The sequence below is a fragment of the Patescibacteria group bacterium genome (genome assembly GCA_028707065.1).
Lineage (GTDB): Bacteria > Patescibacteriota > Patescibacteriia > Patescibacteriales > WJLG01 > JAQTUZ01.
In genome coordinates, this window is the sequence record JAQTUZ010000004.1 from 1 (window position 1) to 18,446 (window position 18,446).

18 protein-coding genes are annotated in these 18,446 nt (G+C 46.8%); 6 read left to right on the forward strand and 12 right to left on the reverse strand.

Features of this window, described 5'->3' with window-relative positions:
* The 3 genes from PHE24_02240 to trxA all read left to right on the forward strand — a co-directional run.
* A partial coding sequence (locus tag PHE24_02240; GenBank protein ID MDD4901932.1) for a hypothetical protein occupies nt 1-231 on the forward strand: 231 nt, incomplete at its 5' end.
* A gap of 463 nt (nt 232-694) precedes the next feature.
* Complete coding sequence (clpP, locus tag PHE24_02245; protein MDD4901933.1) at nt 695-1,273, forward strand: ATP-dependent Clp endopeptidase proteolytic subunit ClpP; 579 nt, start codon at nt 695-697, stop codon at nt 1,271-1,273.
* 157 nt (nt 1,274-1,430) lie between these two features.
* Nucleotides 1,431-1,742, forward strand: a complete 312-nt coding sequence (gene trxA, locus PHE24_02250) for a thioredoxin (GenBank protein MDD4901934.1) — start codon at nt 1,431-1,433, stop codon at nt 1,740-1,742.
* A 107-nt stretch (nt 1,743-1,849) separates the two neighbouring features.
* On the opposite strand, the gene PHE24_02255 is transcribed toward trxA, so the two are convergent.
* From PHE24_02255 to PHE24_02265, 3 genes are all read right to left on the reverse strand, one after another.
* The gene (locus tag PHE24_02255; GenBank protein ID MDD4901935.1) at nt 1,850-2,710 is read right to left on the reverse strand and encodes an ROK family protein; all 861 of its coding nucleotides are present in this window, start codon (nt 2,708-2,710) and stop codon (nt 1,850-1,852) included.
* Between the two features lie 123 nt (nt 2,711-2,833).
* Nucleotides 2,834-3,838 carry a cellulase family glycosylhydrolase gene (locus tag PHE24_02260; GenBank protein MDD4901936.1) on the reverse strand — a complete coding sequence of 335 codons (1,005 nt, stop codon included), beginning with the start codon at nt 3,836-3,838 and terminating at the stop codon, nt 2,834-2,836.
* Nucleotides 3,839-3,878: 40 nt separating this feature from the next.
* Nucleotides 3,879-4,319: a pilin gene (locus PHE24_02265; GenBank protein ID MDD4901937.1), complete on the reverse strand. Its 441-nt coding sequence runs from the start codon at nt 4,317-4,319 to the stop codon at nt 3,879-3,881.
* Nucleotides 4,320-4,607: 288 nt separating this feature from the next.
* Here PHE24_02265 and PHE24_02270 point away from each other — a divergent pair, with 288 nt between their 5' ends.
* From PHE24_02270 to PHE24_02280, 3 genes are all read left to right on the forward strand, one after another.
* The gene (locus PHE24_02270) at nt 4,608-6,065 is read left to right on the forward strand and encodes a flippase (GenBank protein MDD4901938.1); all 1,458 of its coding nucleotides are present in this window, start codon (nt 4,608-4,610) and stop codon (nt 6,063-6,065) included.
* A 43-nt stretch (nt 6,066-6,108) separates the two neighbouring features.
* Nucleotides 6,109-7,227, forward strand: a complete 1,119-nt coding sequence (locus tag PHE24_02275; GenBank protein MDD4901939.1) for a glycosyltransferase family 4 protein — start codon at nt 6,109-6,111, stop codon at nt 7,225-7,227.
* Nucleotides 7,228-7,372: 145 nt separating this feature from the next.
* A complete protein-coding gene (locus tag PHE24_02280; protein MDD4901940.1) occupies nt 7,373-8,314 on the forward strand; it encodes an RluA family pseudouridine synthase in 942 nt (313 codons plus the stop codon).
* A gap of 10 nt (nt 8,315-8,324) precedes the next feature.
* Here PHE24_02280 and PHE24_02285 read toward each other — a convergent pair whose 3' ends face one another.
* The 9 genes from PHE24_02285 to PHE24_02325 all read right to left on the reverse strand — a co-directional run bounded on the left by PHE24_02285 (nt 8,325) and on the right by PHE24_02325 (nt 18,290).
* Nucleotides 8,325-8,585: a hypothetical protein gene (locus PHE24_02285; protein ID MDD4901941.1), complete on the reverse strand. Its 261-nt coding sequence runs from the start codon at nt 8,583-8,585 to the stop codon at nt 8,325-8,327.
* Between the two features lie 15 nt (nt 8,586-8,600).
* Entirely contained in the window at nt 8,601-9,185 is a 585-nt protein-coding gene (pilO, locus tag PHE24_02290; GenBank protein MDD4901942.1) for a type 4a pilus biogenesis protein PilO, read from the reverse strand.
* Between the two features lies 1 nt (nt 9,186).
* Nucleotides 9,187-9,732: a PilN domain-containing protein gene (locus PHE24_02295; GenBank protein MDD4901943.1), complete on the reverse strand. Its 546-nt coding sequence runs from the start codon at nt 9,730-9,732 to the stop codon at nt 9,187-9,189.
* A 126-nt stretch (nt 9,733-9,858) separates the two neighbouring features.
* A complete protein-coding gene (gene pilM / locus PHE24_02300; protein ID MDD4901944.1) occupies nt 9,859-11,025 on the reverse strand; it encodes a type IV pilus assembly protein PilM in 1,167 nt (388 codons plus the stop codon).
* A 231-nt stretch (nt 11,026-11,256) separates the two neighbouring features.
* Nucleotides 11,257-12,702, reverse strand: coding sequence for a hypothetical protein (locus PHE24_02305; GenBank protein ID MDD4901945.1), 1,446 nt, complete (start codon nt 12,700-12,702; stop codon nt 11,257-11,259).
* Between the two features lie 172 nt (nt 12,703-12,874).
* A complete protein-coding gene (locus tag PHE24_02310) occupies nt 12,875-13,498 on the reverse strand; it encodes a prepilin-type N-terminal cleavage/methylation domain-containing protein (protein ID MDD4901946.1) in 624 nt (207 codons plus the stop codon).
* A gap of 21 nt (nt 13,499-13,519) precedes the next feature.
* A complete protein-coding gene (locus PHE24_02315; GenBank protein MDD4901947.1) occupies nt 13,520-15,319 on the reverse strand; it encodes a carboxypeptidase-like regulatory domain-containing protein in 1,800 nt (599 codons plus the stop codon).
* A 2-nt stretch (nt 15,320-15,321) separates the two neighbouring features.
* Nucleotides 15,322-16,467 (reverse strand): type II secretion system F family protein, encoded by a 1,146-nt coding sequence (locus PHE24_02320; protein MDD4901948.1) that lies wholly within the window; start codon nt 16,465-16,467, stop codon nt 15,322-15,324.
* 86 nt (nt 16,468-16,553) lie between these two features.
* Complete coding sequence (locus PHE24_02325; GenBank protein MDD4901949.1) at nt 16,554-18,290, reverse strand: GspE/PulE family protein; 1,737 nt, start codon at nt 18,288-18,290, stop codon at nt 16,554-16,556.
* Nucleotides 18,291-18,446 lie beyond the last annotated feature (156 nt).

Below are 18,446 nucleotides of genomic sequence, written 5' to 3' on the forward strand. Positions count from 1 at the left end.
CAGAAATTCGGCCAGCTTTACGGTGGCAATTGGCGGGCAATGTGGAGACAATTCTTAGATTTAACGGGCGACGAAGTGCTCGATGACGGACATCATTTTGAGAATCGCGAAAATTTTTGTCTTCATCAAGATAAGTTGCGCATCTTGGATTACGGCAGTCGCGCTACGCAGAAAATAGTTGCCCAATACGGTGAAAAGATACACAATAATTTTGATCCGAATAAAATTTAACGGGTGTTTGAATTCAAGGTTCATCCGCCCGTTTTTTTAATTCAATATAGCGAGCATTGAAAAATTTCCGTTAAAGCACGCAGCGCACCGCCGCCGCTGGCGGGGCAAGGAAACCGTGTCCCGCCAGCGGCGGGGCTAGGCTTCCTAGCGGAGTGATAGGAAATTTTTACTGCGAGCAGTTTTTCTTGTCCCGTCATTTTTGCGGGATGCGCCACTTTTTTTAAAAAAAGTGGCAAAGATTTTTGAAATAATGTCAGGAATAGACCCACCCCCCAACTTCGCTCCGCGACGGAGCTTCGTTGGGCAAGCTGTCTTTTTAAGAAAGGCCACCCTTGCCCTGCCGAAGCTTCAGCGTAGGCGGGCCTCCCGGGGAGGGGAATTATTAGCTTTGACTTTTCCCCCAATTATTCCTATAATCAATATTACTAAAACTAATTAACCAATTAACTAATCAACTAATTTTATGCCATTGATACCAACAGTCATTGAAAAAGCCGGAAATTACGAGCGCGCTTATGATATTTATTCGCGTCTCTTAAAGGATCGGATCATCTTTTTGGGCGAGCCGATCGACGACCATGTCGCCAATATCGTCATTGCCCAGCTTTTGTTCTTGGATGCGGAAGGAAGCGACAAGGATATCAAATTCTATATCAACTGCCCGGGCGGAGCGGTGACTTCCGGTTTGGCGATCTATGACACGATGCAATACATCAAAAGCAACGTTTCGACGATCTGCGTCGGCATGGCCGCTTCGATGGCGGCGATGCTTTTGGCGGCCGGAACCGCAGGCAAGCGTTTTGCTTTGCCGAATAGCGAAATAATGATCCATCAGGTTCTGGGCGGCGCCGAAGGCCAGGCCTCGGACATCAAGATCCGCGCCGAGCATATCCTGAAGATGAAGGAAAAGATGAATGTCTTGCTGGCTTTCCATACCAAGCAGGATATTAAGACGATCGAAAAAGATACTGACCGCGATTACTTTATGAGCGCGGAAGAGGCGAAGAAATATGGTATAATTGATAAAGTGATTAAGAAATAGTTATTTGGTTAATTAGTGAATTAGTTAATTAGTTTACACTCATCGGGCTTTAATATTTTATAGTTCTCTGAGGCTAAATCAAGATTTCCCTTTTTAAAATTATCGAACTTATTTACTTTACAACTAATTAACCAATTAACTAATCAACTAATAAACCATGTTAGAACTTACCGACGCAAATTTTGAGAAGGAGGTGATAGAAACTTCTAAGGCTAAACCAGTCGTCGTCGATTTTTACGCCACCTGGTGCGGCGTCTGCAAAATGATGGCGCCAATCTTCGAAGAAGTGGCCAACGAGACCGGCGACAAAGTTATTTTTGCAAAAGCCAACGCCGAAGAAGTACCGCTCGCGGCGGAAAAATTTGAAATTCTTTCCCTGCCGACGATCGCTCTCTTTAAAGACGGCAAAGTGATCAAATCGATTTCCGGCCCGCAGGCGAAGGAAATGTTGTTGGAACTTATCAAATAAAATAACTATAAACAAAAAACCGGGTAATGCCGGTTTTTTTTGTTTGAAATTAGAAATTTGAGATTAGAAATTGGGCTGATTAAATTACTAATATCAAATTTCCAATTTCAAATTTCAATTAATAGTGCTGCCCCGATCGCGCCGGCTTCCAAGCCGAGCTTGGATTTTAAGATTTTGGTCTTGCCTTGCGTCTTGACGACTTTTTCGTCGATAGTTTTTTTCAGCGCCGGCAAAAACAGATCTGCCGAGCCCATTACTCCGCCGCCGAAAACGATCGCTTCCGGATCAAGCAGGTTGATGATGTTGGCGCAGGCTAAGCCCAGAAAGCGGCCGACTTCATCGAAAGCGCGGCGGGCCAGTTCGTCGCCGCGGTAATTTTCCATGGCCAAATTGAGCGGGTTATTTTGGGTAAGTTTTTGGTAGGAAGCTTCCAGCGAAGTTTGTTCTTTAAAATCAAGGATCATCCGCCCTGGTTCAGAAAAGCCGTGAGCGCCGTAATAAATATCGCCGGTGACCCACCAGGCTCCGCCGATTCCGGTGCCGACGGTGATGCCGTAAATATTCTTGTATTTGGCGGCCGAGCCCAGAGTCGCTTCGGCGCGCAAAAAGCATTCCGTGTCATTGTCCATTTTCACCGGCAAATTGATCCGTTTAGCCAGAATTTCCGCGAGTTTGACGCCGTTTAATAAAGGTAGATTGGGCGCATCGACCACTTTAGCACTGTAAGGATCGACAATCCCCGGAACGCCCAAACCAACTCCGGAGATTTTCATTTTATCCTCGGCGGCTTTTTTGGAAAGCGGTTCAATCAGGGCCAAAATCATGATAATCAAGTGCTCCAGCGAATCTTTCGGCGTGCCCAAAGAATAATCCATCACGACCTTTTCGCCGTTAAACAAAACCGACTTGATGTTCGTCCCGCCTATATCAATGCCGATTGAGTACTGATTTGCTTGCTTCGCCGCCATAGAATTTTTAATTTTTATAATTTTTAAAGAAATCAAATTTTTAATTTTTAAAGGGCCTGCTTAAGCCGGCTTTTTAAAAATTTGAGTTTAAAAATTCTTTAAAAATTTAAAAATTATAAAATTTTATTTAAATAATGTCTTAGCATAATCCCAATAACCCGAATCGCCCTTAATTTCCCTCTCATAGGCCCACCATTCCGCGCCCCAGAGATAAAAATTCTTGAAGCCGGTTTTCTGGCCGAAATTTATCAGATATTTGAATTTATCGATCGTCATGGTTTGCGCCATGTCTTTTTCGCTTAAAGCGGTGACCGCGACCGGACCCCAGGGCTCGCCTTGCATTTCAATAACGATCCAATCTTTGGGATGAGCGAAGAGACTGACGATATTTTTTTTGAAATGGAAAAATCCAGGCAAGATCGGATAATGAACATAGCTTTTGGTATTTCCCGAGTAAGTATTCAAATACATGCTGGTGCCGAAAATATCGGCTCGCTTGGCCGCTTGAACCCAGAAGGAAAGTTCCCCTGAATCAGTGACGACGATCGGACGGGAATCAAGGCTTCTGACCAGGGCGATCTCTTTGTCCAAAAAAGCCGGGTCGAACGGCGGGCATTCGCCGAAGAAAGAGAGGAACGGCTCGTTTTCCACTTGCCAGGCCATGATCTGGTCTTTGTCTTTGTATCTTTCAACCGTTTTTCGAATATAATTCAGCGTATCCTGCTGTTTCTGTTCGGCGGACAAATTTTTCGCCCAAGCCGGCAGATGGCATTCGGGCCACCTCGGCAGGCGATAACCGACCGCCAAGATGATCGCCGCGTTTCTTTTGCCGGCTTCATTGATCTGCCAATCGAGCGCCGAGTAATCATAATCATTCTGCCCTTTCGCCTGGATCTCATCCCAAAAAGCGGGGATCCTTAATTTTCTCACGCCCAGATCGTCCAGAATATCAGTGTAAGTTTTTTTCCAGTCCAGCCCCAAAAATTCGGCATAGCTTTTGGCAAAAGTTACGCCATAAGAAAGTTCGGCTTTGGGGTAATTTTTTCCCAGCGAAAGAATGACGGCCAAAAAAATTACGATTATCAAAACGACCAAGATCTTTTTTATGATTTTTAGCGAGGTCCACATAGGCTTTTTGCCTGGCAAGCGCCGGTAATCTTTATTCGGCTTATTTACAGATATCAGCTGTCCAAATAACATAGCTGGTTGCCCCGATCAGGCAGCTGGTGACAAAGCTGGTTAAGGCGTAGGCCGATAAAATAATGATCAAGCCGATAATGGCCGAGACGATCTGGCCTTTAGCTTGGCTGGTTTGTTCCTCGTTGCCCATGCTGGTCATGTATTTAAATCCGGCATAAAGCAGGAGAATCAAAAAAATAGTTCCTAAAAGACCCAAAACCGCCACAATGATATTGGCGATGATAGTCCTGATGTCGGTAGGCTCTCCGCTTTGGCCAAAGGCGTGGGAAATGGCCCCGGTACCATCTTCAAACCCCTGTTGATTATTGATGTCCGTCGGAGCCTGGGCCAATACCGGCGGCACTAAAGCGGCGGCCGAAAAATTAAGCAAAAAGATCGGCAGCATTAGATAAAAAACGATTCTTTTCATAAACATGGAGCATAGAACATGGAGCATAGAACAGGTTGCCGATGAATGCCTTGAGGAGCTGATAAATGGCAACTTGTCTTACGGTGGATGTTTTATGCCTTGATTAGTATGATATAATTAAATATTAGATATTAATCCATTTATCCCTTCTATTGAATTATAGCTAAAATTGCGGGAAAAGACAAAACAAAGAGTAAGAGAACATAGAACAAAGAGCAAGTCGCCAATATTCTTAAGCCCTTTAAGCTCCGACCTGTTTTTTGCTCTTTGCTCTATGCTCCGTGATCTATGCAGCTTGGCACCAAAGTCGCTTATAATACGATCATCCAGGTAGCGAGCAAAGTCGTGACGACCGCGCTCGGTCTTTTGGCTGTAGCCATAATGACTCGTTATTTGGGCACGGCCGGTTTTGGCGAATATACCACCATCATTACTTTTCTGGCTCTTTTCGGAGTGCTGGCCGATTTGGGATTGACCCTGGTGACCGTGCAAATGATCTCTCAAGCGGGCGTTGACGAAAAGAAAATTTTGGATAATTTATTCAGTTTGCGGCTGCTGACCGCGATTGTTTTTTTAGGCGCGGCTCCGATCGCGGCTTGGTTTTTCCCCTATAATCATGACATCAAGATTGGCATCATCATCACGGTTTTCTCTTTTTTCTTCATCGCCCTCAATCAAATTTTTACCGCAATTTTTCAAAAATATTTGCGGATGGATAAAGTTTCTCTGGCCGAGACCGCCAGCCGGCTGGTCTTGCTCGGCGGAACCATCGCGGCCGTTCGTTTCGATTTCGGTCTCTCGGGCGTGCTGGTTTCGATCGTGGCCGGCAGCTTCGTTCAATTTATTTTACTTTATCTGTTTTCGAGAAAATTCGCCCGGCTGGGTTTTGCCTTTGATCTTTCTTTATGGCGCGAGGTGGCGCAAAAGTCCTGGCCGCTGGCCGTGACCATTTTTTTTAATTTGATCTATCTCAAAACCGATACTTTGATTTTGTCGTTAATGAAAAGCCAGTCCGATGTCGGCATCTATGGCGCGGCTTATAAAGTGATCGATATTTTGACGACTATTCCTTTTATTTTTGCCGGAGTGGTCTTGCCGATCTTGGCGGCCGATTGGTCGCAACGCGCCGAGGAGCGGTTCAGAAAAATTTTACAAAAGTCTTTTGATCTGATGGTGATCTTGGCCGTGCCTTTGGTGGTCGGCACGCAAATTTTGGCTCAGCCGGTGATGGTCTTGGTGGCGGGCCAGGATTTTGCGGCGGCCGGAACGGTTTTGAAAATTTTGATCTTTGCCGCCGGATTTGTTTTTACCAGCAGTTTTTTGGCGCACGTGATGATTGCTTTGAATAAGCAGCAAAAAATAATTCCCGCCTACATTTTTACCGCCGTTACTTCGGTGATCGGCTATTTGATCTTTATTCCGCGGTTTTCTTATTTTGGCGCGGCGGCGATCACGGTCTACAGCGAGGCAGTTATTACTTTATTTATGATCTGGTACGCTTTCCGCTACGCGAAATTTTTTCCTCGCTTGAAGATTCTCGGCAAATCCGTCCTGGCCGCCCTGGTCATGGGAGCGGCGCTGGCAATACCGCCGGCCGGTTTTTATCAGCACGGCTGGTGTTTGCTTTCGGCCATCGGCGCGGCCGTGGCGATCTATTTTGTCGCTCTGTATCTGGTGCGCGGCATCGGCCAAAAGGATTTGGCGCTCTTGCTTAACCAGGAGCCGCGAGAAAACGAATTTCTGTAATGATAATGGTCGGTTATAACGCAAAATATTGCGTTCCCGCGATATGAAAAATATCTTATTGATAAATTCGGCGAAAAAATTCGAACAGTCGCTGCTGGACATGTTCGGGGATTTAGGCAAGGATAATTCTTTTTTTTCCTGGGTTGGCGATCGTGACTATTGGCAGCAATTCAACGCCGCGGGCAAGCTGAAGAAGATATTTTTCGGCCCGGAATTGAAGAATTTTTTTGGCGTGGCGAGCTTTCTTTCCTTATTACCGTTTCTTTGGCTGGGTTATCTTTGGTTGCTTTCTTCCTGGAAACGCTCGGAGCAGATCGATAAAATTTTGTGCGTCGATCTGCGGGAGAAAATAATTTTTACGCCCCTGGCTCGAATTTTGCGGATCAAAGTCTATTGGTTGGAATTGCCCGAAAGAAATCGGCGCCAATTAAAAAAAATGCGGCGGCTATTTTCTTCACCGGCAAAGTTAATTGTCTTCACGCCCCAAGACGCGGAGGATTTGGCGAAGGACGGATTTAAGAAAGAAAAAATTCACAATATTTCTTTGGGGGTTAATTTACAGTCGGTCGAGCGGCAAGATAATCTTTTTTCGAGCCTGGCGAAAGCCGATAAGCCTTATAGTTTTTATAAAAATTTTACCGTGGGCGCCTGGTGCGGCAGCGGCGATCGGCGCCGTTTGGAAATACTTTTGCAGTCGGCCAAGGCTTGCGTTAATCTTATTCCTAATTTCCGACTGGTGGTTATCGGCCAGGATACCTCGAGCGGAAATCTTAATTGGCTGATCAAGAAATTAGGGCTCGAGCGGCGAGTTTGGCTGGTGGGCGAACAAAAAAATCTGATCCAATGGTTTGCTGATCTGGATTTGTACGTTGTTTTGGCGGAAAATCCCGGCTTGAATGATTTGGAGAGAGCGTTGATGGCCGCCTCCCGCGGCTTGCCCTTGCTCGGTTTTCCGACCAGGAATTTAACTGATATTATCATTGAGGGCCAAAACGGTTTTATCTGCGAGGATGACCGCGCCGAAGCGCTCGCCCAAAAAATAATCGCGATTGAAGCAGACGAGCGGGCGCGGAAAAAAATGGGCGCCAACGGCCAGCAGCTGGTTTACCGGAATTTTGATAGGCAAAAACAACTTCAGCGGTTGAGAGAAATAATAGGTTAAAAAATAATCCGAACTTACGAAATATCCGAATACTACGAACATTTTAACGAAAAGTTGTTCGGTTCGCAGAGTTCGTAGTATTCGGATATTTTGTAGGTTCGGATTGTGTGTTAGGCTTGTTATCATTAATAAAGCATTGATTATTATGAAGTATAAAATAACCAAAGAAAACGCCGGACTACGCTTGGATTTGTTTTTAGTCCAAAAAACCAAAAAAACCCGCGGGCAAGTTCAAAATTTAATCGGCGCGGGGCAAGTTTTGGTTAATGGAAAAGTTTTGAGCAATCATTACGCGTTAAAAGAAGGAGAAGTCGTTGAAATTAGAAAATTAGAAAATTTGAAAATTAGTAAAGATAAAAAAGAGGATCATTTGAAGCCCGAGATCGTTTTTGCCAATGATGAATTCATCGTGGTGAATAAGCCGGCCGGATTGATCGTCCATGGCGCGCCGCACATCAAGGGGCCGACGCTGGCCGATTGGCTGGTAAAAAAATATCCCGAACTTAAAAAAGTCGGGGAGGATAAAACCCGTCCGGGCATCATGCATCGCCTGGATAAGGACGTCAGCGGCTTGTTGGTGATCGCGCGAACCAATAAATCTTTTGCCAATCTGAAAAAACAATTTCAAAAACGCGAAGTGGAAAAAGAATATACGGCGCTGGTTTATGGCGCGGTGGCCAAAGAGAATGATAAAATAAATTTTTCGCTGAAGCGCGCCGCCGGCGGATACCGGCAGGCGGCCGTTCCCGCCCGTTACGACTTTAAACAAAACTTTTCGGAATTGCGGGAAGCTTTTACCGAATTCCAAGTTTTGCGCCGCTTCGTCAATTACACAATGCTGGCGGTAAAAATAAAAAGCGGGCGCAAGCATCAGATTCGCGTCCACCTTTTCGCTTATGGTTATCCGTTGGTGGGAGATAATTTATATAGCACCAAGAAAACCCGCGAGCTGAACCGGAAAAATAATCTGGGCCGGATTTTTTTGGCGGCGAGCAAATTATCTTTCGCGGATCTGGCCGGAAAAAAGCATTCTTTCCGCATCGGGTTGCCGCCGGAATTGGCCAGTTTTTTGCCGGGCATCAAATAGCTTCCCCCTTTTATCGGAAAGGATCGGTAACGGAACTTGACAGAGATGAGCTGGAAGTTTTTTGGTCGATATTTTCAACGAGTTTATCGAATTTGTTGACATCTACGGCTTGGGCGGCCATATTTTTTTGCAAGGCGAAAACCGTTTGCGAGCCGGTTAGAGCGGGGTAAAAATCATTTTGCGCAAAGGAAAAAATGTAAACACCGGCGCCGAGCACGGCGCCGAGCAACAGAACTTTTACATAAGGTCTGATTTTTTTTGCGGAAATCATATTTTTTTTCAGGTTTTATTGACCTTGCCAGTAGGTGAAGGCGGAAATTTGCGCCGCCAAAATTTTCTGCGGCGTGCTGGTCTCGGTCTTGATTGGCAGTTCCGAACCGATCGCGGTTATTTGCAGCGAATTTATATTGATGTATTTTTTAAGCGTTTCCAGATCGGTGACAAAACCGATCAAACCGCTGAAGTTGCCGCTCACGTCGAGCCGCAAGGGGATCTGACTGTAAAATTTTCCCAAAGGAGTTTCCGCCCCCAGCTTGGCCTTTTCCGTCACTTTGTTTTTTTCGGCTGCCGCCTCCAATGAAGTTACAAAGGACAAAGAATCGCTTTTGCTGATAAAAATTTGTTCGATCTCTCCTATCCGGGGCGCGACGGCCTTGATATCGTCCTTTATTTTTTTTAAATTTTGCCCTTGCGCGTAATCTCTTTCCGCCGCGAGTCTTTGATTTTGCATTTGGACCTTGGTTGTTTCGACATTATTTACGGCCGGAATGATCAGCCAATAAAATAAAGCAAAGGCGGCGGCCAGAAAAGCGAGGACGCTCAAAGCGATTTTACTCGGATAAGTCAGGCGGGTTAAGATATTATTATTCATATTAGTCGGAAGTAATTTTAAAGGCATCAAATTCCATGTCAATATCAAAATCAATTTTATTTTGGCTGAATTTTTCTTCCAGCGGGACGTTGACGTTCTTGAGCCACGGCGCGTCTTTCAGGTTTTTTTCCAAATTAAGCAGATCGTCTCTGGTCATGGCCAACCCCCTCAGCTTAATGGTTTTCGCGTCCGAATCGATGTTTAAAAAAGACAAAGAAATATTATCCGGCATTAAAGCGGCGAGATGGCGGAGAATCCGCGCGTAGGAAAGATGGCTGTTTTCGATCTGGGCCACGGCCGCCATTTTTTCGTTTAATTCCCTGGCTTTGACATTGTAATCGGCGCTCGAAGCGTTGATCAATTTGGCCGTTTCCTGGCTTGATTGATAGATATTGGCAGAAAGCATTTTTTCCGCCGCAAAAACAATTACTCCCACGAGGATGGCGAGGATAAGCAAAATACTCTCTGCTTTGAGTAAGAGAAAATATAGCCGTTGATATTTAATTGTCTGTTTTGCTTCTTCAGCAAGCAAATTTAATCGAAGCATATTTAAGTTGGGGCAGTTTAAATGTTTCCCTCCGCCCGTTTGCCAAAAGGTTGCGAGGGTCGGCGTCCGCCGGCGGGCGGATCATTCCGCGGCACGCGGGAACGCAAAATATTGCGTTCCTACCAATCATTCGTCAATAAAGATTCCGCGCAAGGCCAGGCCGATGGCCGTGGCATAGCAGAGGCTGACATCATGAGAAATTTTGATGGTTTTGCTTTCCTTGGCCTTGGTTTTTTTATTTTGTTCTTCGTCGAGAAAATCGGTGTTCAAACCGAAAGAGCGGTTAAATTGGCCAAAAAAATTTTTTTTGTTTCCCAGGAAATTAACCAGGACATCGCCTCTGATCGTATTGATGCCGGTTTCCTTCCGGATCAGCTTGTCCAGATCTTTGATGTTGGCGCCGCCGCCGCATAAGATGATCTTTTCGATCGGCCCCCAGGCGGAAAAATGATGATTGAAAAAAGCCAGCGCTTCCGTGCATTTATCTTTCAGATCATCGGCCAGGTCGTCGATGATTTTTTTTGCCTCCGTTTCTTCGCTGTTATTTACCAGGCCGTAAAGGATTTTGACTTTTTCCGCCTGGGCATGATCGATCTCCAGCGCGGCGGCTATTTTTTGGGTTATGGCTTCGCCGGAGATCGGCAGATTCACCGAGAAAAGAATGGTGTTTTTTGAATAAAAAGTGAGGCTGGCGTCAGTGGCGCCGATATCGACGATCGCACTATTTTTATTAGCCGCGCCGCGGTAAGCCGGATTTTCCGATGACAAAAGACAGCGGCAAACGGAAATCGGTTCGGTTTCCACGACCGAGGCCAGAAGACGGCATTCTTTGAGCAATTCCTGATGGTCGTTGACTAATTTTTTGGGAGCGGCGCCGATCAAGACGAGATTCGAATGTCCGGAGTCGCCGATGATCTGCCAGTCGAATAACAAGTCGTCGATCGGCAGCGGAACGTGTTTTTCCAGCTCGCTCTTGACGGCCTTGTTTTTGTCCGAGCTTTGTTTGTCGATTTCCACGATTTTGAGAAAAGTTTTTCCTTCCGGCAGGCAAATTGCCGCCTCGCGGCCGGTAACTTTCCCCCACTCGGGATGAGCGACCAATTTTCTGATCGATTTAGCCAGCTCTTTCTGGTTGATGATCTCTCCGTTCGCCAAAAGACCCGGCGGAAGATCGATCTTTCCCAGGGCTTGGATTTTAATTTTTTTCCCCGTTTTTTTCAGCTGGACTAATTTTATCGATAAGTCGGAAATGTCCAGGCCGATCGGACTGGCGAAACCGCTAAGAAGTGACATAAAAGTTTTTTACGACAACTAATTTTAAAAATCCAAAATTTAAAGCACGAAATCCAAAACAAGCACAAAATTTAAATAACAAAAAATTTAAACTTTCTTAATTTTAGATTTTGAGCTTTTAAATTTGTTTTGAATTTTGGATTCTGAGTTTTGGATTTAAAGAGTACACAGCATTTATGATTTCTTTGACCCGTTAAAATTATAGCACAAAAATTCGGTCAGAGGGGATATTTATCGCACTTCCTGCCAGGAAAGGATGGTGTATTGGTCGGAGGTTTGAGGAAAGCTGGGCGGCGGCGAGTACAATAAGTGTTCGTCATAATTGATATTTCTGATCTGATAGCCGGTGCCGCCGACGTAGGCAAAACCATAGCGCAGGCTGGAAGCGATCATGCCATTGAGGGTTAAGGTCGATTTGATAGCGTCGGAACCGCAGTAGCTTGAGCCGTTAGCGTAATAATAGCGGCCGGCGCGCCCGGTTTCGGCGACTAGCGCGGCGTCAATGGTTAAAATATTCTGGCTATACAATCCGACATTGATATTATTTTGGGCGATCAGCGAAATGACATCGCGTCCGTCATCGTTGGTGTAGCGCAGATTATTATTGATGGTAATGCTTTTTCGCGTGGCAGGGTCGTCGGGGAAAGCCGCCGCGGCAATGGTTACCCGGGCGGTATTGATCTGCCCCTCGACAAAAACATTATCCTCCAAAAAGATTATACCGTTGCCGGGGAAAGGATAGTTGCCCAAAAGAGTCTGCGTATTGACGCTCCAAGTGCCCCAGCCGGCTTGGTAGTTTCCGGCGTTAGTGCAGTTGCTTGACGGCGAGGCTTTGAGGACGGTGACTTGATAGAGGTCGAAGGTGTCATTGGTTTTTAAGATCAGATTATAACCCATGGCGCCGGAACCGGCGCGATAAAAACCATTGGCGACGGCGTCGGTTTTCATCTGCGCCAGATCAGCGGTCAGTCCGGTAAAGTCCACCGCTGGCACGGGAAATTGCCGGCCGGCCACAAAGACATCGGGTCGATTGGGGACGGAAGCGGGGGGCACTGGATCGTACGAGCCGTGATGAGTGTAGACGCCGAACTCGTTTGATTTTATGTCAGAGTCATTATCGTAATACTGGGTCAGGGCGCTGGTGACCAGATTATAGGCGATGCCGTCGAAATGGATGCCTTTATTGGAACTGATCGGGCCCTGGACTATCGTGCCCTCGCCAAAGCGCATATTATCATTGGCGACGACGGCGAATTTGGCCAGCGAAGGCTTGGCCATTTTAGTTTCGATCACTCTTGAACCATGAAAATCACTGATAGTTTTTCCCGTCGAACGAACCGTGACAATGCTCGAGCCGATCAGCGGCGGCGTGATAGCCAGAGAAAAACTGCCGACCAGACCCCCGGCTTTATTATAAAATTGATGGACATAAGGCCCTGGTCCGGCCGTGCCGTCTTGATAATCGGTCGGGGCGTGCGCCAAATGCCAGCGATAATATTCGCTGCCTGATTCGGCGATTTGAAAAGCCGCTTCGCGCTTCACCGCTTGTTGCGCCGCGCGCAGATTGATCATGGCCCAGCTGACGATTCCGCCCATGATGATCATGGCGATCGTCCCGAAAACGAGCACCAGCGGCAAGGTTATACCGTCTTGGTTATTGATTATTTTTAGCCTCATAATATGATGCGAATACAACAAATTTTACGCGAATACAGCGAATAGATTTAACGAATTTTTTGGAGTAATTCGATAAGTAATTTGTAGTATTCGCGTCCGTTATTACTAATTCGTATGAGCCGCATTCGTAGTGCGGCGGACAAATCCGTAGTATTCGTATTATGCGCCCAGCTTATAAATTATCCTTCAAATTCCTGATCGAGACTTGCGTGGAAAATCCCATCGCGGCCGGCGGCTGACTTGGATCATGATCGATCAGCACGTTTATTTTGATCAGCCGCACGGCGGAAATATTTATCGGCAGTGTCAGCGGAGCGGTCGTTCCGTCATAGGAGCTGTCATAGTAAGAAAAGATCGGCGTTGCCGCCGGATTGACCACGTCGTTGATCAGGGCGGATGTTTTTTCATTGGCCGGATTATAAATCGGCGGATTGCCGGTCGGCTCGATGACCCCGATCCTTAAAATTTTGCCGCTCAAAAAATAGCGGATTTTTTCTTTTAAGCCGTCACGGTCGACATCCGAATAAAAAGAGAAATAAGTCGAGCTGGCGGTATCAATAGTGTAGGCGCCGGCAGCCGATGGCGAAGCGCTGCGGATGTTAGCCAGCATCGAAGTAAAAGCGGCTCGAACTTCCATTTGGGCGTTAAGATTGCCGGTCAAAGCGTCGTTAGTTTTGATCGTATCGTTATATAAAGTTAAAGATCCCTGCAGGAGTATTAAAAAAATAAACATCGCGGCGAGCGTTTCCGCCAGCGTAAAGCCGGAAGATGATTTAATCGGCGGAAATCTGAACATAAATATTTAAATTTTTTTGCCTTAATGGGGCATTAAAATGACTTGGTGCTGCTGCCAGGACGAGGAAGCGGTAATCGTTTCATGGCTGGGATCGAAACCCAATTTGGAAACATCCAGGGTATAATCAGCGTCGGTTAAGCCGTCAAATAGCACTTGTCCCGACGGCACGCAGAGCGAAGAAAAAGTAAAATCGACTTCGCCGACGTTGGGCGTGAAAGTCGAACTGGCAGTGGCCAGATAAATTTTGTAGCGGAAATAGCGCTTGTTATTATTAATGGCGCTGATATTGGTGTCAGTGGCCGTGTAATAAGTTGAAGCGGTGCCGTCCGGCCCCTTAAAGTCCCAGGTTAAATTGTCATTATTGGTGGCGAGCTGCAAGCGGACGCTCGAAGTGCCGGCGCTCTCCGGCTGATCGGTCGGTGAAAATTCCAGCTGATAAAAATTGCTGACCGAACCGGTATCGAACGTCGAAGAAGTCAGATCTCCGGCCGCGGCAAATAAGCCGGCATTGTTTTTTAATTTTATTTCTCCGGCCGGGTCAGCCGTTTCAATATTGCCGTCGGAGCTGGAATAAGAAGTTTGGTCGATAAAATTTTCCTGGCCCGAGCCGCCCGACCAATCAGACTGCCGCAAGAATCCCCGCCCGGTGATCAATTGTTTGGTCGAAGTTCCCAAAGACAATTCCACGGTGGCGCCGGAAAGCGGCTGGGTTGTGCCTCCTTGTTTGACGCTGACCAAAATACTATTGGGATTTTTGGGAGTGGCGACGATTTTTACCTCCTGGGTGCTGCCGGGCGCGAGCGAGAGAGGAATCGGGGAGATCGAACCGGCCAAATCGCGGGTAGTATCGGTGAAAGTCAGGGTGTAGGTGTCCCACTCGAGATCGTTGATGATTTTTAATCCGGTCCCGTCGGTGGTAAAATCATTTTGATATTTTAAAACATCGGGAGAGCCGATCAGTTTGCTCCCCCGCAAATTAAAGGCGATATTGGCTACTGGCGCGCAAGTTTGAGTGACGCTTTCAATGTTAAGCGTCGCGACTCGGTCGATCATAAAACTGGTTTGTGTTACTTGCTGGGTGAGGACGGTCGCGTCCGGCATCGTCGGACTGGGATTAGTGGAAGAGCCCATCGGATAGGTCCGGTCTTGCGAATAGCCGCTTTTGCTGACGAAGATTTTATAGACGTTGGCGCCCGGCGGCACGTCGACGATCGTGAGAATGCCGTCGTTGTTGGTGACATCATTGATTATTCTCGGCGGCTCGGCCTCGTTGTTTTCGATGTGGACTTCAGCTTCCGGCACCGGCTGGCCGTTGGCGTCAAAAACGCGGACAAAAAGCGCGCCGTTGGTGGTGGAATTTTCCAAATTTTTCGGGGCGATGTATTCGGTGTAAATCTGCGCCGGAAAGCGGGAATTGCCGGGCACGGAAATTTTCAGTTCCATCCGCTTATAGTCGGCCGGCGAAGTATCATTCGGAGTGCCGCCGATGGTTCCGTCGAACGGATCATCAATATTGCTTATGAATGTTTCTACCAGAAAATTAAAATTATCGCGCGCGATATTTTGCAGGGGCGGTATTTTTCCGAGCGGGATGCCGCTCAACAGGCCGACATCGGCATAAGGCAGGTTGTGGGCGATTTCGAATTGCTCATTGGCTAACGCGGCGGAGGAGACGAGCATTCTTGATGTTTCAACCAAGCGGGCCGCCATTTCAAACGCCCCGTAAATACCTACGGTGAAAAGCAAAAAAACCGCCAGGCCCACGATACCTTCGATCAGAGTAAAACCGGCGGCGCTTGATTTTAGTTTGGGTTTTTTCATAACTAGATCACTGACGTCAGAGAATACATCGGCATAATGATGGCCACGGCGATCGCTCCGACGCCAAGGCCTAAAAGCAAAATCAAAACCGGTTCGATGATCGAAGGAAGATTTTGCATGGTTTGATCGACTTCGCCCTCGTAGAATTCCGCCAGGTCGGCCAAAATATTGCTCACCTCGCCGGTTTGTTCGCCGACCGTGATCATTTGCGTGACCATGGGCGGGAAAAAACGCGGATAATTCTTGATGATCTCGTTGATCTGCCCGCCTTTTTTTATTTGTTCGCTGATTTCCAGTATCACCCGGCGGTAATGATGATTGGAGACGACGTTGGCGGTGATGCGGAAGGCATTGACGATCATCACGTCGGTTTTTAAAAGAGAGCCGGCCGTGCGCGAGAAGCGGGCCAGATTGATTTTTTTGGTGATCGGCCCGATGATCGGCAGCCGCAAAATGATTCCCTGAAAAAAATATTGGCCTTTTTCCGTGCGGAGTACGGCCCAAATCGCGAAGATCAGGACCAGCGCGCCGGCCAGGGACAATAACCAGTTATTGGCCAAAAAATTGCTGGTGTCGATCAGTATTCTGGTTAACAGCGGCAGCGGAACATTGCTTTCGGTAAAAACCGAAGTTATTTTGGGAATGACGAAAATCATCATGAAAATTCCGATGCCGATCATCGCCATGACCACGATCAGCGGATAGGTCATCGCCCCCTTGATCCGCGAAGTCAGTTCGTACTGTTTTTTGGTTTGCAAATGAAGCTGGGCGAGCACCTCTTCCAATTTGCCCGAAACTTCTCCGGAACCGATCATATTGATAAAAAGTTCGTTAAAAACCCGGGGATACATTTTCATGCTTTCGCTCAAGCTCGAGCCTTGCTCCAGTTTCAGGGCGACCTGTTTGATGATCCGGGAAAAGTTTTTGCTTTCGGTCTGCTCGGCCAAGGTGCGGAAAGAAGCCAGCACCGGAATGCCGGCCTTGATCATTACCGAAAGATTTTGGATGAAGACCAGTTTTTCCCGGATACTGACGCCCTGCAAATCGAACCATAAGTCTCCCAAGGTCCGGGAAAAAGATTTTTTTTCTTCGGCGGTTTGACCCAAATTCTGCGGGTTTATTTTTTTGTCGGGCTTGAATAAAGACATCGAAAGATAAGTAAAAAATAAAAAACCAAAAGTAAAAAATTAATTCTAAATAATTTTTTGTTTTTTGTTTTTTACTTTTTGTTTTATTATTCTTGCGTTACTCTCATCACTTCTTCCAGGTTGGTCAGGCCGCTGACCGCTTTGATAAAACCGTCTTCCACCAGGCTGAGCATACCTTGTTTTTCCACCTGTTTTTTCAATTCGGCGGTGTCGATCGTGTTGGTGATGAGTTCGGCCATTTCCGGAGTCATTTCCAGGGTTTCGTAAACGCCGATCCGGCCCTTGTAGCCGGAATTGTTGCAACGATTGCAACCTTGGCCGCGATAAAAGGTGATTGATTCCAGGCTGTCTTTAGTGCTGATGTTTTTTCCCCTTTCCAGCCGGGCCAGGATGTCGGTGATATTCAATTGTTTTTCAATGTCTTCGATGGCTTTATGGGAAAGGTGAAAAGGCTGTTTGCAGTAAGGGCAGACTTTTCTGACCAGGCGCTGGGCGATGATCAGGTTGGTCGTCGAAGCGATCAAAAACGAAGCAATGCCCATTTGCGCCAGGCGCGGCAAAGTCGTTACGGCATCATTGGTGTGCAAGGTGGACAAAAGCAAATGGCCGGTCATGGCGGCGTTCACCGAAATCTTGGCGGTTTCTTCATCGCGGATCTCGCCGACCATGATAATATTGGGGTCTTGGCGCAAGAGCGATCTTAAGCCGGCCTCGAAACCAAAACCGATCTTGGGATTGATCTGGGATTGATTAATATGCGGGATGCGGTACTCGATCGGGTCCTCGATGGTGGCGATATTTACCTTGGGCGTGTTCAGTACGCTTAAGATCGTATAAAGCGTAGTTGTTTTTCCCGAACCGGTCGGGCCGGTGACGATGATCATGCCGTGCGGCTTGGTAATATTTCTTTTGACGATTTCCAGCGAGCCGGACAAAAAGCCGAGATTTTCCAAGCTAAGCGCCTGGGCTTTTTCATCCAATAATCTGATCACGATCTTTTCGCCGTCAAAAGTGGGGATGATCGAGACGCGGCAAGAGACGCGGTATTTATCGGTGTAAATCTTAAAGCGTCCGTCTTGCGGCAAGCGGTGTTCATCGACTTTCAGGCTGGAAAGGATTTTTATTCTGGCGACAATGCCGGGCTGGACGTTTTTGCCCAGCGTCATCACATTATATAGTATGCCGTCGATGCGGTAGCGGACGATCACGTCGTTTTCTTCCGGTTCGATATGGATGTCCGAAGCGTCTTTGAACATTCCGTATTCCAAAAGATCGTTGACGATGCGGACGATCGGCAGATTGGCGGCGATTTTTTCCAGTTCTTCCGGCCGGTTGATCTCCATGCCCTCGCCTTCTTTTTTGGGCTCGCAAAAATTTTTGATCTCGGCATTGATGGTTTCGCGATATTGTTTCAGCCCTTCTTTGATGCTTTCCGGAGTCGTCAAATAGACTTCAATTTCATAACCGGTTTTTTTTCTTAAAAAATCAAAAATTTCCAGATTTTCCGGATCGAGCACGGCGATCTTCAAGACATTGCCCGCCATAGTAAAGGCGATCAGATCGTGGGCGACCGCGATCGGCTCCGGAACATTGAGCAGGGCATCTTTTTGGATGGTCTGTTCTTTCAAATTGACGAACGGCACTTTGAAATATTTGGCGGTTTCTTTGGCCAGATCTTCCGGAGCGATGATTTTTTTCTCCGCCAGCAGGTCTTCGATCTTTTTGTCGTTTTCCGCGGCTTCGCGGGACAATTTATCAAAGTCCTCCTCGCTGATGATTTTGGCGCCGGTCAGAATATTTTTTAATTGTTGCTCGTTAAACATACATTAGACCCCCTTTTAATTATTTCTATTATTATAACATATAATGCGACTTTTGGAGAATTTCATAACACGTAACACGTAACACGTAACACGTAACACGTAAAAATAGTTTTTTCTGTTATGATAAAAAGAAGGAAAATTGATTTTGTCAAATTA